Here is a 13,924-nt window from a genome sequence, read left to right on the forward strand (position 1 = left end):
CCAGTTTGGCCATGACACTGGCAGGTGCTTTTTTCTCGAAACGCGCTAGAACTTCCGCCCACATCGTTTAGGTACCCCCTGAATGAAATTTCAGGGGATTTTACAGAAGACCTTGAAAGGGCTGGCTGTAAAAGCGGAACCAATAGCGGCCGTGACCCAAATAACGGATATGCACTCGATCAAAGTCCAACATCCTGGTCGGCTATCAGGCCGCCATCGGAGGCAATCCCCCTCCCACAGGTCCTGCGTCGCACCAAAGTTGTGTAGATACCTGTGCCCCGACGAGGCCTAAGCACGGCGCCAATCACCCCGCCAACAACCAAACCCCGGTCGCCGCCGAAGCCGCCCCGGCCACCCGCACCAAGGGTGCAGCAGCAGCCGGCAAAAAGCGCACGACAGCGTAACCGGCGGCATGCAACACCGCAGTCGCACCCACAAACCCAGCGGCATACGCCCAAGGGCTGGTCATGTCCGGCAACTCAAGGCCATGGGCCACGCCGTGAAACAACGCAAACAGCGCCGTGGCGCCCACGGCCACGAACAGCGGCGGCCGCACCGCCAACGCTACCGCCAGGCCCAAGGCCAGCACCGATGCGGCAATCCCGCTTTCCAGCGCCGGCAATTGCAGCCCTTCAAAACCCAGCACACCGCCGATCAGCATGGTGCCGACAAAGGTACCCGGCAGCGCCCAGCGCGCGGCGCCTTTTTGTTGGGCCGCCCACAGACCGACCGCAACCATGGCCAGCAAATGATCGAGACCGCCCAAGGGATGGCTGATACCGGCCACCAGGCCATTGTCGCCGTGGCCCGGATGCGCGAAGGCCAGGGCAGGGACGAGCAGCAGCGCGGCAGCGGCGAAGAGTTTGTTGAGGCTCATGGACAGGTTCCTTATGGGTTGATCAGGCGGCGGTCAGCAAGCCCTGGCGTTCGATGAAGGCGACGATGTCGTCCAGGCCGACCCCGGTTTTCTGGTTGCTGAACACAAAGGGTTTACCGTTGCGCATCCGCTGGGTGTCGCTGTTCATCAACTCCAGCGAGGCACCCACCAGCGGGGCCAGGTCGATCTTGTTGATCACCAGCAAGTCGGATTTGCAAATACCGGGCCCACCCTTGCGTGGCAGCTTGTCCCCGGCGGACACATCGATCACGTAGATGGTCAGGTCCGACAGTTCCGGGCTGAAGGTGGCCGAGAGGTTGTCGCCGCCGGATTCCACCAGAATCAGGTCCAGGCCGGGAAAGCGGCGGTTGAGCTGGTCCACGGCCTCCAGGTTGATCGAGGCATCTTCGCGAATCGCCGTATGCGGGCAGCCGCCAGTCTCCACGCCGATAATGCGCTCCGGTGCCAGCGCCTGGTTGCGTACCAGAAAGTCGGCGTCTTCACGGGTATAGATGTCGTTGGTAACCACCGCCAGGTTATAGCGATCACGCAGGGCCAGGCACAGGGCCAGGGTCAGGGCGGTTTTGCCGGAGCCCACCGGGCCACCGATACCGACGCGCAAGGGTTGTGTGTTCATGTGCTTCTCCACCATTAAAACTTTCAGGAACGGAACAGGCGGCTGTACTGGCGCTCGTGGGCCATGCACGCCAGGGACAGGCCAAAGGCGGCACTGCCCAGATGCGCAGGCTCAATGTGCTCGGCGTCATGCTGGGCCTGCTGTAGCAGCGGCAGCAGTTCGCTGGTCAGACGTTGTGCGGCTTGCTGGCCCAGGGGCAGGGTTTTCATCAGCACGGCCAATTGGTTTTCCAGCCAGCTCCACAGCCATGCGGCGAGGGCATCGCCGGGGCTGATATCCCAGGCGCGGGCGGCCAGGGCCCAGCCGAGGGCCAGGTGCGGTTCGTCGCGTTGTGCAAGAAACTCACGTGCTGCGCTGTCCAGTTCCGGCAAGCCGTTGAGCAGTTGCTGCAGGGAGTAGCCCATCTGCCGGCTCTCCTGATACAGCTCGCGGGTCTCACGGCTGGCACGGTGCTCATCGCACAATTGCGCCAGCCTGGGCCAGTCCTGCGCAGCGCCAGCACGGCAATGGGCGAGCAACAGCGGCGCTTCGAAGCGCGCCAGGTTGAGCAGCAACTGATCGCTGATCCAGCGCCCTGCGCTCGCGGCATCCTGCACGCGGCCATTGTCCACAGCCATTTCCAGGCCCTGGGAATAGCTGTAGCCGCCAATCGGCAATTGCGGACTGGCCAGGCGCAACAGCGCCCAGGCCGGGTTCACAGACGTACGCCGAACTGGTGCAACTTGGGCGGATAGTTGAAGTCTTCGTCGCCATGGCGCGAATGATGATGGCCGCCGCCGTAGGCGCCATGTTCCGGTTGGAACGGCGCCTCGATGGTCTGCGTGTCGGCACCCAGCTGTTCCAGCATCGCCTTGAGCACGTAGTCGTCAAGCAGGCGCAGCCAGCCGTCGCCGACTTGCAGGGCCACATGGCGGTTACCCAGGTGGTAGGCGGCGCGGGTCAGTTCAAAGGCGTTGCGGCAGGTGACGTGCAGCAATTGTTCAGGACGGGCGCAAACGCGTACGACACGTCCGTCTTCAGCTTGCAGAAACTCGCCATCGTGCAAGGGCGGCTGCCCACGCTCCAAAAACAGGCCGACGTCTTCACCGTCGGCACTGAAACAGCGCAGGCGGCTTTTGCTGCGGGCTTCGAAGTTCAGCAGCAACTCAGCGGCCCAGAGGGCTTGGGGGGCGATTCGGCGGTGGATCACCAGCATCAGTAGGCTTCCAGCTATGAGCAATAACAGTGCTAGAGCAAGGGGCTTGCCAACCCGCTATCGGTGTAGGAATTTCCTGTCGGTGCGGGTGGTGGCGCCTGGATGGGGCATCAACGGGTTGTGCGGCGTGTTCAGGTTTGGTGCGCTTGAGCGGTTATAGCACTGGAAAAGGGCGTTTTTCCTGAAAGTAGCCTCGTGCTGTATGAAACTTCTTTCATCCAGTTATCCATTAAGTTTTTAAGGATTTATCCTACAAAGACCCAAGAATCGGCCTTCATGGGCTTACGTGATGGTTCTTTAAGATTCGCGCCGTGTTTAATTCACCGCGATGTTCATCATGTTCAAGTCATTTATCTGTTCAGTCATTGTCGGCCTGTCGTGTGTTATCTCGTCAGCCTCGGCCAATCTTCAACAGCCGCCAAGCTTCGCCTCAACCCATGCCACGTCTTCGGTCGACGATGTGATCGACCGAGCCCATCAACTGCTCGGCACCCCCTACAAGTGGGGCGGTACGTCTGCCGAGCAGGGGTTTGATTGCAGCAGTTTCCTGGTCTATCTGTTCAAGACCCAGGCCAACATTCAGCTGCCGCGCACCACTGCGGCGATGCATCGTTCAACCGCCGCGACCATCAAGCGCACGGCGTTAAAACCGGGCGATGCGGTATTTTTCAAGGGCAACGGGCGAGGGCAGGTGAGCCACGTCGGGCTGTATATCGGCGAAGGCAAGTTCATCCATTCACCGCGTACCGGCAAGCATGTGCGTATCGATTCGTTGAGCAATAAGTACTGGAGCAAGAACTACACCACGGCCAAGCGTTTTCATAAGGCCGGCTGAGGGCTTATTCGGTACTGCCCAGCCCTTGCCAGTGCTTGAGGCCGATAAAGATAAAGCGCAGTTGCTGGGTGATTTTCGCCTGGGGTGTGAGGTGGGCCGGCAGGGCATGGGCCGGTGGGTCGATGATATCGGGCAGGGTAGCGAATACGCTTTTGACGATCAGGTCAGCCATCACATGCAAACCTTCTGCATCCAGGTGCTGCAATTTGGGCATCAGCGTCAGGTCGGCGGCCAGGTCGCGGGTGATGTCCTCGCGCAGGGCGCCGATGGCTTGTCGCACGGCCAGGCAGCCGCCGTATTGTTCGCGGGCCAAAAACAGGAATTGCGAACGGTTGGCCGACACCACATCGAGAAAGATCCGCACAGAGGCATCGATAATGCCGCCCATCACGAATTCGTTGTGGCGCACCAGGCGGATCGTGGCGCGGAAGGTCTGGCCGACTTCGCTGACCAATACCAGCCCAAGCTCATCCATGTCGGCAAAATGGCGATAGAAACCGGTTGGCACGATACCCGCCGTCTTGGCCACTTCGCGCAGGCTCAGGCTGCCAAAACCACGGCCACACTCCATCAGATGGCGGGCTGCGTCCATCAAGGCAAGGCGTGTCTGTTGCTTCTGTTCGGCGCGGGGCAGCATGAGCGGATGGGCTTTGTCGGCAAGTACAGCGACGCACTCTAGCAAAAGCGCTTTGCCGGCGTCGAACTTGGCGGGGGCGAGGCGTGACGCGGTCTATATAAAAGCAAAAGCCCGATCGGCAGATCGGGCTTTTTTCTGGGCCACCACGGGCTTAGCTCTGTGCTTGATGCAGTTCTTGCAGACGGTCGGCACCACCTTCAGCAACGCCTTCGGTGTAAGCGCGTTTGTTGGCCTGTTCAGCACCACCTTCTACCAGACCTTTCTCTTGCAGGCGGTTGTAGCCATTCTCAGCTACAGCACCTTTGGCGTAGTCACGGTTTTCATCTTCTTGCGAACCGCTGCGAGCCACGGTTTGGCTGGTCTGTACGGTTTGTGCTTTGTTCTGCGGGGTGGCCTGTTCGGCGGCTGGCAGGGCAAAGGCGCTCGAAGCCAGGACAGATAACAGGACGGTAGCGAGTAATTGGCGTTTCATGATGGTTGCTCCTTGGGAGGGCGATAAAGTGGGTACAGGGCTAATGCTACTCTTGATAAGTCGATATAAAAGTTCATAAACACAATGGTAATAATCAACAGAATTGATTGTTCCCTGCAAAGGCTCTAGATCGAGCCTCTCAAGCACGCGGTTTTGCACCGAGGTGGGTATTTTCGACACGAACCGGGGTAACAATGGTGCGCTGTCGATGATGAAATCTGTCTGCCTGATCAGGAAAATCGCTTTTTTCGGCTAAATCCGCCGTCGGGTTAAACCCTCCGGCACTTTGCCAGTCGTAGTCCTATAAGCTGTGTCAAAGGCTGTTGCCCAGCCAGTCGTATTCAGGAGCCCTGTGCAATGACGCGCACTCGTAAAATCGTCGCTTGGAGCTGCGCCAGCTTCGTTCTGTTAATGGCCATCGCGGTACTGTTCCTGATGTTCTTCGACTGGAACCGCATCAAACCGCCGCTCAATGCCAAGGTCTCCGAAGAACTGCACCGCCCGTTCGCCATCAACGGCAACCTCGCGGTGGTGTGGCAGCGCGAACCCGATGAGGGCGGCTGGCGTGCCTGGGTGCCGTGGCCCCATGTGATTGCCGAAGACCTGACCCTGGGCAACCCGGACTGGTCCAAGCAACCGCAAATGGTCACGCTCAAAAAGGTCGAGCTGCGCATTTCACCCCTGGCTTTGCTGGTGCAGCGTGTAGTGATCCCGCGCATTGACCTCACCGAACCCAGTGCCCAGTTGCAGCGCCTGGCCGACGGCCGTGCCAACTGGACGTTCAAGTTCGATCCCAAGGACCCCGACGCCGAACCCTCCAACTGGGTGGTGGACATCGGTGCTATTGGCTTCGACAAGGGCCATGTGACCCTCGATGATCAAACCCTCAAGACTCAGCTGGATGTGATCATCGACCCCCTGGGCAAACCGATTCCATTCGGCGAAATCGTCGGTGACGCCGATGCCAAGAAGGCCCTTGAAAAGGGCTCGGCGCCTCAGGACTATGCGTTCGGCCTCAAGGTCAAAGGCCAATATCACGGCCAGAAACTCGCCGGCACCGGCAAGATCGGCGGCCTGTTGGCCTTGCAGGACGCGGCCAAGCCGTTCCCGCTGCAAGCCCAGGTGAAAGTCGCCGACACCAGCATCGCCCTGGCTGGCACCTTGACCGACCCGCTTAACCTCGGTGCCCTTGATCTGCGCCTCAAGCTCTCGGGCAGCAGCCTGGGCAACCTCTACCCGTTGACCGGTGTGACGTTGCCTGATTCGCCGGCCTACTCAACCGACGGCCATTTGATCGCCAAGCTGCATGAAACCAGCGGCGCCTCCTTCCGTTACGAGAACTTCAACGGCAAGATCGGCAACAGCGACATCCATGGCGACCTGGCCTATGTGGCCAGCCAGCCACGGCCCAAGCTCAGCGGCGCGTTGGTATCCAACCAGCTGCTGATGGATGACCTGGCGCCGCTGATTGGCGCAGATTCCAATGCCGAGCAAAAAGCCCGTGGCGGTGAAAGCAAACAACCGGCGACCAAAGTGCTGCCGGTTGAAGAGTTCCGCACTGAACGCTGGCGCGAGATGGATGCCGACGTGGAATTCACCGGCAAGCGTATCGTGCACAGTGCCGACTTGCCCTTCACCGATCTTTACACGCACCTGGTGCTCAACGACGGTCAGCTGAGCCTCGAACCTCTGCGTTTCGGTGTGGCCGGCGGCAAGCTCGATGCGCAGATTCGCTTGAATGGCCGCACTACGCCGATGGAAGGCCGCGCCAAGCTGACGGCGCGCAACTTCAAGCTCAAGCAGCTGTTCCCGACGTTTGAACCGATGAAAACCAGCTTCGGTGAACTCAACGGCGATGCGGATATTTCCGGGCGCGGCAACTCGGTGGCGGCACTGTTAGGCACGTCCAACGGTGACCTGAAGATGCTGATCAACGATGGCGCCATCAGCCGCAGCCTGATGGAAATCGCCGGGCTCAACGTGGGCAACTACGTGGTGGGGCGCCTGTTCGGCGACGAGGAAGTGAAGATCAACTGCGCAGCGGCGGACTTCGGCATCAAGACGGGCCTGGCGACCACACGGCTGTTTGTGTTCGATACCGAGAACGCCATCATCTACATCGACGGCACCGCGAATATGGCCACCGAGCAGTTGGACCTGACCATCACGCCGGAATCCAAGGGCTTTCGCCTGTTCTCGCTGCGTTCGCCGCTGTACGTCAACGGGCCGTTTATCAAGCCCAATGCTGGCGTGAAAGCCATTCCGCTGGCGCTACGTGGAGCAGGCATGGTCGCCCTGGGTGTGATCGCCGGACCGGCCGCCGGCTTGCTCGCCCTGGTCGCTCCGAGCGGCGGAGAGCCCAATGAGTGCGCCCCGTTGCTGCAGCAGATGAAGGAAGGCAAGGCACCCAAGACGGTGAAAGGTTAACTGCCACTGGGGATAAGCGTTTCCCGGGGCGCACAGGGAATACCGATCTGGAGGGACGGATCGCCTTTATAGGGGGTGCCGTCCGGATAGATCGAGTAGAACACTTCATGCAAGTACTGCTTACCGTCCAGGGTAAAACAGCGGAAAGATGCATGGGTCGGGAATGCATTTTTGAGCTGATCGAACTTCACGCTACGACCTATCCAGGTATTAAACATTGGTTCGAGGTACATCACTGCTTTTCGCAGTCTGACAATGTCATTGAAATAGTCCGTCTCAGTTTGATTGGAGCAGGTCCCGTGTTTCTTCCACTCGTATCTGAACATTCCTTGCGGGGAGGCGGTTACTAGCCCGGCAATTGCGCGGGTGCCGGAAATTTGGTTGAGTTTGTCCTCGCTGATATCGCACTCTGTGGATGATTTACAGCTGGGCGCGGTATTGCAATTGGCCGGATGACGATTGGTTTTTTGCCCGAGGCTGTTGTTATAGGGCCAGATGCCGTGAGTCAAAAACTTTTGCGGTGGTTTATCGCAGCCCGGTGTCTGCGGTTTGAGCTTGCAGAAACTTGGTTGCCAGGTTACCGCGTAGACCAAGTATTGGTAGCCCTCGCTGCTGGGGGTTATCTCCTCATTCGCATCCAGGCCCAAGGCGCCATGACTGATCAGCAGCGTGGCCATCGCCGTTGCAAAGAGGTAAGTGTTTTTCATGGGCGGTTACTCCCTTTTCATTCGGCTGACAGTGTTGTCAGCGAACGTTGGAAGTATTAATTAGCGCTGGTGCGCTGGAAAATCTACTGTCAAACCTGACAGGTCGGTGGTGGGCATATAGACAGAATAAAACCCCAGGTGGAAGCGCTCGGCTTGCACCTGGGGTTTGAACGGCGACCTGTCAGAGGTCTTGCAGAATATCCGCCATATCATCGGCGTGTTCTTCTTCCTGGGCCAGGATGTCTTCGAAGATGCGACGGGTAGTCGGGTCTTTGTCGCCGATGTACTGGATGATTTCACGGTAGCTGTCCACCGCGATGCGCTCGGCTACCAGATCTTCGTAGACCATCTCCTTGAGCGAGTTGCCTGCCACATATTGAGCGTGGGAGTTCTTCGACAGCAGGTCGGGGTTGAACTCCGGCTCGCCGCCCAGTTGCACGATGCGCTCGGCCAGTTTGTCGGCGTGCTCGGCTTCCTGGGTGGCGTGTTCAAGAAACTCATCGGCCGCTACGCTGGCTTTCAGGCCGTTGGCCATAAAATAGTGACGCTTGTAGCGCAACACGCAAACCAGCTCAGTGGCCAGCGACTCGTTGAGCAGGCGGATGATTTCTTGACGGTCGGCATCGTAACCTTCGGCCACGGCACCGTTTTCGACGTTCTGGCGGGCGCGGCTGCGCAGGGTTGCAACGTCAGTCAAATGTGCTTCAGTCATTTCAATCTCCTGGGGCTAATCCGGTTTTACGCCACGCTCTGCCGGCGTGATCGCTCCAGGTTGTGAGTCGCGCAAGGGGCGAAAAGTTTTATCGGATTTAACAGGATGTGTCTTGAGGGCGGCGGACCGGTGTGGTCCAGCGCTCCGACAGGATCACCCCGCCCAGGGTCAGCAAGCCGCCTACCAGGTGATACAGGGCCAACTCTTCCTTCAACACCACTGCTGCAATCAGCGCGGTAATCAGCGGCAACAGGTTGAAAAACAGCGTGGTACGGCTGGGCCCCAGGGTCTTGACCGAGTGCATCCACGCCAGCGGTGCCAGCATCGACGCCAGCAGGCAGGCGTACAGCACCAGCGGAATATTTGCCCAGCCCAAACCGGCCTTGGCCGAGAACAGGTACAGCGGCAACAGCACCACTACTGCCACCAGCACTTGCAAATACAGCAGCACCAACGGCGGCAGGCGCAGTTGCCATTTTTTCAACAGGGTGCTGTAGACCGCATAAGCCAGGGTCGCCACCAGCATCATGCCGTCGCCCAGGTTGACACCGTGTTGCAGCAGCGCGCCCAGGCTGCCGGACGACACCACTACCACCACACCGGCGAACGACAGCACTGCGCCGGTCAGCGCGCCGAAGGTCAGGCGTTGGCCCAGGCTGATAATCGCGGCGGTCAACGCCATCAGCGGCATCAGCGAAAGGATGATGCCCATGTTGGTGGCGCTGGTCAGCGTGGCGGCGTAATAGGCCAGGCTTTGATACACCGCCATGCCCAGCACGCCGAGGATGAAGATCTTGCCCAGGTTCGGACGGATAAGCGGCCAGTTGGCTACGACCGGTTTGAGCATGAACGGGGTGAACAGCAGTGCTGCGAACAACCAGCGATAAAAGCCGATTTCAGCCGGGAAGATCGAGCCCACGGCCAATTTGTTGACCACGGTGTTGCCGGCCCAGATAAAGATGGCCAGCAGCGGATACGCGTATTGCATGGAAAGAAACCCAGTGTGTTGACGAGGCGCGATTATCCTCTGTCTGGATCGAAGCCTATACTGCAATCCAGACAACCGACCTCTGAATCCAGACAATATGCCCCGACATACCGTACGCCTTGCGGATTTCCCCAGCCTGCCGAGCCCTGTGTACTTTCGCTACTCCGATTTTGCCCCCGATACCGAATGCACCCCGCACCGGCATGGCTGGGGTTCGCTGGACTATTCGGCCAACGGCGTAATGCGCATGGAGGTGGCCGGCAGCCGTTTTATGTCGCCGCCGCAGTACGCGGTATGGATCCCGCCCAATACCGAACACAGCTCCTACAACGCCCAGGCGATTGTCTATCGCTCGGTAGGCTTGGCGCCGACGCTCTGCGAGCAGTTGCCGCAAGCGCCGTGCACGTTGGCGATCAGCGACATTCTCAAGGCCATCCTCAGCGATTTTGCCCAGCGCGACGTGAATATCCCGCAATCGGACGCCGATATCCGCCTGGCCCAGGTGCTGGTGGACCAACTCAAGCAGGCGCCGATCCACGACGGCTTCCTGCCCTACGCCCGCCACCCCGGCCTGCTGGGGGTCTTGGAAGGTATGCAGGCGCAACCCGCCGACAATCGCCCGCTGGGGCAATGGGCCGAGCAGGTGCATGTGAGCGAACGCACCCTGGCGCGCCAGTTTGTGCGTGAGCTGGGCATGAGCTTTGGCGAATGGCGCCAGCGCCTGCGCTACCTGGCGGCCATCGAAGCCCTGGACAGCGACCGTAGCGTGCAGCATGTGGCGTTTGATTTGGGCTACAGCACCGCCTCGGCATTTATCGCCATGTTCCAACGCCATGCCGGCTGTACCCCGGAGCACTACCGACGGACGAATATTCGTGGCCGGTGAAGTTGTAACAGCTTTTGACTACACTGCGCTGTAGGCCGTGCCCGTCGGCACGGTAACAGGGAGAAAACTCCATGAAGATGTTGCGTATTCCGTTGTTGATGATGGGCCTGCTCATGTGTTCTCAGGGTTTTGCCGCCACTGCCCAGCAGAACAAAATGACCACCTGCAATGCCGAGGCTACCACCAAGACCCTTAAAGGTGATGACCGCAAGGCTTTCATGAAGACCTGCCTGTCGGCGCCAGCCGCCAACGACGCCAAGACCCTGACGCCGCAGCAGCAGAAGATGAAGGACTGCAATGCGTCGGCGAAAACCAAGGCGTTGACCGGTGATGCGCGTAAGACATTCATGAGCACCTGCCTCAAGGGCTGATCGCTAGTTCACGAGTGCTGCAGAACCCCTGTGAGAGCTGGCTTGCCTGCGATTGCGTCGCCTCGGTATGACGGATACACCGAGGTGCCCGCATCGCAGGCAAGCCAGCTCCCACACTTGATCGTATTCACAACACCCGCTCTCGCTTGATTCTTCCAAGGCTGGCAGACTGCCCATCCTTCAATGCCGTTCGTTTTGAGGCTGTATGCCAACGTTTTCTCAGCGTCATATGTTGTTGCTGGCCAGCTACATCATCATTTTCGGCGGGTTGCTGCTGGTGTTGCCGCTGAAGTTGCTGCCCAGCCTGCTGGCCGGTCTGTTGGTCTATGAACTGGTCAACATGCTCACTCCCCAGCTGCAACGGCTGATCGAAGGCCGGCGTGCGCGCTGGTTGGCGGTGGCCTTGCTCGGCACCCTGATCGTCAGCGTGCTCACCCTGATCTTTGCCGGTGCCATCAGTTTCCTGCTCCACGAAGCGGAAAATCCCGGGGCTTCCCTGGATAAATTCATGGGTGTGGTCGACCGCGCACGCGGCCAGTTACCGCCATTCATCGACGCCTACCTGCCTGCCAGCGCCGCCGAATTTCGCGTGGCCATCGGCGACTGGATGAGCAAACACCTGAGCGAGCTGCAACTGGTCGGCAAAGACGCCGCCCATATGTTCGTCACCTTGCTGATCGGCATGGTGCTCGGCGCTATCATCGCCCTGCAACGGGTGCCCGATCTGACCAAACGCAAACCCCTGGCCGCCGCGCTGTTCGACCGTTTGCACCTGCTGGTCCAGGCGTTTCGCAACATCGTTTTCGCCCAAATCAAAATCGCCGCGCTCAACACGGCTTTCACCGCCGTGTTCCTCGCCGTGGTGCTGCCGCTGTGCGGCATCCACCTGCCGCTGACCAAAACCCTGATTGTGCTGACCTTCCTGCTCGGCCTGCTGCCGGTGATCGGTAACCTGATGTCCAACACCCTGATCACCATCGTCGCGTTGTCGCTGTCGATCTGGGTGGCGGTGGCGGCGCTGGGGTATCTGATTGTGATCCACAAGGTCGAGTACTTCCTCAACGCGCGCATTGTCGGCGGGCAGATCAGTGCCAAGTCGTGGGAGTTGCTCTTGGCGATGCTGGTGTTTGAAGCCGCATTCGGGTTGCCGGGGGTGGTGGCGGGGCCGATTTACTATGCGTATCTGAAGAGTGAGCTGAAGTTGGGTGGGATGGTTTAAGCCTTGTGTCGCCTGGGCTGACGCCATCGCGGGCAAGCCCGCTCCCACATTGAAATGCGATCACCTGTGGGAGCTGGCTTGCCTGCGATGACGGCCTGCCAGCCGAAGCCTATCTACCTGAAACAACCCGATCAAATTGTGGGAGCTGGCTTGCCTGCGATGACGGCCTCACAGCCGGCCCCTATCTATCTGACGCCCCGCGATCAAACTGTGGGAGCGGGCTTGCTCGCGAAGGCGGCCTGACAGCCGACCGGGATGTTGGATTTGACCGCGTACATATCCGTTATTTAGGTAACGGCCGCTTAGGGTTACGCCCTGACGGCGTCTCACTTTTGAGAAGCGCAAAAGTAAGCAAAACGCTCTTGCCCCACCACTCGGCACCTCGCTTGCGCTCGGTGTGCCCGTAATCCGCCAGTGATTTGGGGGGCCGCCGCCACGCGCCATCCATGGCGCGGGGCGGCTAAACCGGCATCCCTGCCGGTTTACCCCCCAAATCCCTGTCGAATTCCGGCCAGCGTGGTTTAACGGGGCGCCTAAGATCAAAAGCAGATCAAGATCAAAAGCGGCTCGCTTCGCATCGTGGTTACCGTCAAGTGGGCGCGCCACGGTTTCAGCTGAAATTCAGCTGCCGTAGCGCTTGCTCGCCTCAATCGCCAAACCACTGCCAATACTGCCAAAGATATTGCCTTCCACATGCCGCGCATTCGGCAGCATCGCCGAGATGCTGTGGCGCAGTGCCGGGATGCCGCTGGAGCCGCCGGTGAAGAACACCGTGTCCACCTGGGCCACGCTTACCGAGGCGTCATTGAGCAACTGCGTGACACTGCCGCGCACGCGTTCGAGCAGGTTGTCGATGGATGACTCGAACAGCGCCCGACTCAGGTCCACGCTCAGGCCCGCTTCGATCCGGTCCAGTGGCACATGGCGGCTGTCTGCCTGGGTCAGCTGGATCTTGGTTTCTTCCACCTCCATGGCCAGCCAGTGCCCGGCGCGCTGTTCGATCAGCTTGAACAGGCGGTCGATGCCGCCGGTGTCTTCGATGTCGTAGCGCATGCTGCCCAGGGCCAGCTGGGATTTTTGCGAGTACACCGAGTTGATGGTGTGCCAGGTGGCCAGGTTCATGTGGTGGCTGGTGGGCATGTAGGCGCCGCTTTTCATGCGACTGCCGTAGCCGAACAGCGGCATCATGCCGGCCAGCGAAAGCTGTTTGTCAAAGTCGGTACCGCCGATGTGCACGCCGCCGGTGGCGAGGATGTCGCTCTGGCGGTTGTCGTTGTGGCGGCGATCCGGCGACAGGCGCACCAGGGAAAAGTCGGAGGTACCCCCGCCGATATCGACGATCAGCACCAACTCTTCTTTCTCGATGGTCGACTCATAGTCGAACGCCGCCGCAATCGGTTCGTACTGGAACGAGATGTCCTTGAAGCCGATCTTGCGCGCTACATCCACCAGGGTGTTTTCCGCTTCCTGGTCGGCCATGGGATCGTCATCGACAAAGAACACCGGGCGGCCCAGCACCACTTCTTCGAACTCACGGCCGGCATTGGCCTCGGCACGGCTCTTGAGTTGGCCGATAAACAGTGCCAGCAGGTCGGTAAATGGCATCGCAGTGCCAAGCACGCTGGTGTCGTGCTTGATCAGCTTGGAACCCAGCAGGCTCTTGAGCGAGCGCATCAAGCGGCCTTCGTAGTTCTCCAGGTATTCGTGCAGCGCCAGGCGACCGTACACCGGGCGACGCTCCTCGAAGTTGAAGAACACCACTGACGGCAGGGTGATCTTGTCGTCCTCCAGCGCGATCAGCGTTTCCATGCCGGGGCGGATCCAGCCGACGGTGGAGTTGGACGTGCCGAAGTCAATGCCGCAGGCACGGGCTGGAGATTCGTTTTTCATGTCTTACAGGTTCCGGTCAAAAAACGGCCGCGCAGTGTATGTCACTCGCGAGCGGATGCGTAGACCGGTGA

15 protein-coding genes are annotated in these 13,924 nt (G+C 59.7%); 5 read left to right on the top strand and 10 right to left on the bottom strand.

Annotation, left to right across the window (positions count from 1 at the left end; all coding sequences use genetic code 11):
* Nucleotides 1-304: 304 nt before the first annotated feature.
* From JFT63_RS22185 to ureE, 4 genes are read right to left on the bottom strand one after another with little or no spacing between them, the layout of a single operon-like run.
* Nucleotides 305-877: a HupE/UreJ family protein gene (locus JFT63_RS22185; protein WP_057702613.1), complete on the bottom strand. Its 573-nt coding sequence runs from the start codon at nt 875-877 to the stop codon at nt 305-307.
* 22 nt (nt 878-899) lie between these two features.
* Nucleotides 900-1,514: an urease accessory protein UreG gene (ureG, locus tag JFT63_RS22190; RefSeq protein ID WP_003188109.1), complete on the bottom strand. Its 615-nt coding sequence runs from the start codon at nt 1,512-1,514 to the stop codon at nt 900-902.
* A 23-nt stretch (nt 1,515-1,537) separates the two neighbouring features.
* Nucleotides 1,538-2,212 carry an urease accessory protein UreF gene (locus JFT63_RS22195; protein WP_198844777.1) on the bottom strand — a complete coding sequence of 225 codons (675 nt, stop codon included), beginning with the start codon at nt 2,210-2,212 and terminating at the stop codon, nt 1,538-1,540.
* Nucleotides 2,209-2,709 carry an urease accessory protein UreE gene (gene ureE, locus JFT63_RS22200; protein WP_005784297.1) on the bottom strand — a complete coding sequence of 167 codons (501 nt, stop codon included), beginning with the start codon at nt 2,707-2,709 and terminating at the stop codon, nt 2,209-2,211. The genes JFT63_RS22195 and ureE overlap by 4 nt, the downstream gene beginning before the upstream one ends.
* A 337-nt stretch (nt 2,710-3,046) precedes the next feature.
* On the opposite strand from ureE, the gene JFT63_RS22205 reads away from it, so the two are divergent.
* Nucleotides 3,047-3,544, top strand: a complete 498-nt coding sequence (locus JFT63_RS22205; protein ID WP_198706860.1) for a C40 family peptidase — start codon at nt 3,047-3,049, stop codon at nt 3,542-3,544.
* A gap of 4 nt (nt 3,545-3,548) precedes the next feature.
* Here JFT63_RS22205 and JFT63_RS22210 read toward each other — a convergent pair whose 3' ends face one another.
* Together JFT63_RS22210 and JFT63_RS22215 are read right to left on the bottom strand one after the other, a co-directional pair.
* Nucleotides 3,549-4,181 carry a TetR family transcriptional regulator gene (locus tag JFT63_RS22210; protein WP_057702615.1) on the bottom strand — a complete coding sequence of 211 codons (633 nt, stop codon included), beginning with the start codon at nt 4,179-4,181 and terminating at the stop codon, nt 3,549-3,551.
* A gap of 151 nt (nt 4,182-4,332) precedes the next feature.
* On the bottom strand, nt 4,333-4,653 hold the full coding sequence (locus JFT63_RS22215; protein ID WP_057702616.1) for a hypothetical protein: 321 nt from the start codon (nt 4,651-4,653) through the stop codon (nt 4,333-4,335).
* A 357-nt stretch (nt 4,654-5,010) separates the two neighbouring features.
* Between JFT63_RS22215 and JFT63_RS22220 the strand changes: the two genes are divergently transcribed.
* The gene (locus tag JFT63_RS22220; RefSeq protein ID WP_198844778.1) at nt 5,011-7,080 is read left to right on the top strand and encodes an AsmA family protein; all 2,070 of its coding nucleotides are present in this window, start codon (nt 5,011-5,013) and stop codon (nt 7,078-7,080) included.
* On the opposite strand, the gene JFT63_RS22225 is transcribed toward JFT63_RS22220, so the two are convergent.
* From JFT63_RS22225 to JFT63_RS22235, 3 genes are all read right to left on the bottom strand, one after another.
* The gene (locus JFT63_RS22225) at nt 7,077-7,787 is read right to left on the bottom strand and encodes a ribonuclease T2 family protein (protein ID WP_198844779.1); all 711 of its coding nucleotides are present in this window, start codon (nt 7,785-7,787) and stop codon (nt 7,077-7,079) included. The two genes, JFT63_RS22220 and JFT63_RS22225, sit on opposite strands and share 4 nt — an antisense overlap.
* A gap of 181 nt (nt 7,788-7,968) precedes the next feature.
* Nucleotides 7,969-8,499, bottom strand: a complete 531-nt coding sequence (locus JFT63_RS22230; RefSeq protein ID WP_198844780.1) for a ferritin-like domain-containing protein — start codon at nt 8,497-8,499, stop codon at nt 7,969-7,971.
* A gap of 97 nt (nt 8,500-8,596) precedes the next feature.
* Entirely contained in the window at nt 8,597-9,487 is an 891-nt protein-coding gene (locus JFT63_RS22235) for a DMT family transporter (RefSeq protein ID WP_057702620.1), read from the bottom strand.
* Nucleotides 9,488-9,584: 97 nt separating this feature from the next.
* Here JFT63_RS22235 and JFT63_RS22240 point away from each other — a divergent pair, with 97 nt between their 5' ends.
* The 3 genes from JFT63_RS22240 (at nt 9,585) to JFT63_RS22250 (ending at nt 11,963) form a co-directional block, all read left to right on the top strand.
* Nucleotides 9,585-10,373, top strand: coding sequence for an AraC family transcriptional regulator (locus JFT63_RS22240; RefSeq protein ID WP_186561790.1), 789 nt, complete (start codon nt 9,585-9,587; stop codon nt 10,371-10,373).
* 71 nt (nt 10,374-10,444) lie between these two features.
* Nucleotides 10,445-10,744 (top strand): PsiF family protein, encoded by a 300-nt coding sequence (locus JFT63_RS22245; RefSeq protein ID WP_057702622.1) that lies wholly within the window; start codon nt 10,445-10,447, stop codon nt 10,742-10,744.
* A 205-nt stretch (nt 10,745-10,949) separates the two neighbouring features.
* A complete protein-coding gene (locus JFT63_RS22250; RefSeq protein WP_057702623.1) occupies nt 10,950-11,963 on the top strand; it encodes an AI-2E family transporter in 1,014 nt (337 codons plus the stop codon).
* 621 nt (nt 11,964-12,584) lie between these two features.
* Here the strand turns inward: JFT63_RS22250 and JFT63_RS22255 are convergent.
* Entirely contained in the window at nt 12,585-13,853 is a 1,269-nt protein-coding gene (locus tag JFT63_RS22255; RefSeq protein ID WP_057702625.1) for an Hsp70 family protein, read from the bottom strand.
* Nucleotides 13,854-13,924 lie beyond the last annotated feature (71 nt).

It is taken from the genome of Pseudomonas sp. MF7453, assembly GCF_016405455.1.
Lineage (GTDB): Bacteria > Pseudomonadota > Gammaproteobacteria > Pseudomonadales > Pseudomonadaceae > Aquipseudomonas > Aquipseudomonas paralactis.

Excerpts from the sequence above, each read along its gene's own strand:
- JFT63_RS22185 (WP_057702613.1), bottom strand. The coding sequence starts at position 877 with ATGAGCCTCAACAAACTCTTCGCCGCTGCCGCGCTGCTGCTCGTCCCT.
- ureG (WP_003188109.1), bottom strand. The coding sequence starts at position 1,514 with ATGAACACACAACCCTTGCGCGTCGGTATCGGTGGCCCGGTGGGCTCC.
- ureE (WP_005784297.1), bottom strand. The coding sequence starts at position 2,709 with ATGCTGGTGATCCACCGCCGAATCGCCCCCCAAGCCCTCTGGGCCGCT.
- JFT63_RS22205 (WP_198706860.1), top strand. The coding sequence starts at position 3,047 with ATGTTCAAGTCATTTATCTGTTCAGTCATTGTCGGCCTGTCGTGTGTT.
- JFT63_RS22210 (WP_057702615.1), bottom strand. The coding sequence starts at position 4,181 with ATGCTGCCCCGCGCCGAACAGAAGCAACAGACACGCCTTGCCTTGATG.
- JFT63_RS22215 (WP_057702616.1), bottom strand. The coding sequence starts at position 4,653 with ATGAAACGCCAATTACTCGCTACCGTCCTGTTATCTGTCCTGGCTTCG.
- JFT63_RS22220 (WP_198844778.1), top strand. The coding sequence starts at position 5,011 with ATGACGCGCACTCGTAAAATCGTCGCTTGGAGCTGCGCCAGCTTCGTT.
- JFT63_RS22225 (WP_198844779.1), bottom strand. The coding sequence starts at position 7,787 with ATGAAAAACACTTACCTCTTTGCAACGGCGATGGCCACGCTGCTGATC.
- JFT63_RS22230 (WP_198844780.1), bottom strand. The coding sequence starts at position 8,499 with ATGACTGAAGCACATTTGACTGACGTTGCAACCCTGCGCAGCCGCGCC.
- JFT63_RS22235 (WP_057702620.1), bottom strand. The coding sequence starts at position 9,487 with ATGCAATACGCGTATCCGCTGCTGGCCATCTTTATCTGGGCCGGCAAC.
- JFT63_RS22240 (WP_186561790.1), top strand. The coding sequence starts at position 9,585 with ATGCCCCGACATACCGTACGCCTTGCGGATTTCCCCAGCCTGCCGAGC.
- JFT63_RS22245 (WP_057702622.1), top strand. The coding sequence starts at position 10,445 with ATGAAGATGTTGCGTATTCCGTTGTTGATGATGGGCCTGCTCATGTGT.
- JFT63_RS22250 (WP_057702623.1), top strand. The coding sequence starts at position 10,950 with ATGCCAACGTTTTCTCAGCGTCATATGTTGTTGCTGGCCAGCTACATC.
- JFT63_RS22255 (WP_057702625.1), bottom strand. The coding sequence starts at position 13,853 with ATGAAAAACGAATCTCCAGCCCGTGCCTGCGGCATTGACTTCGGCACG.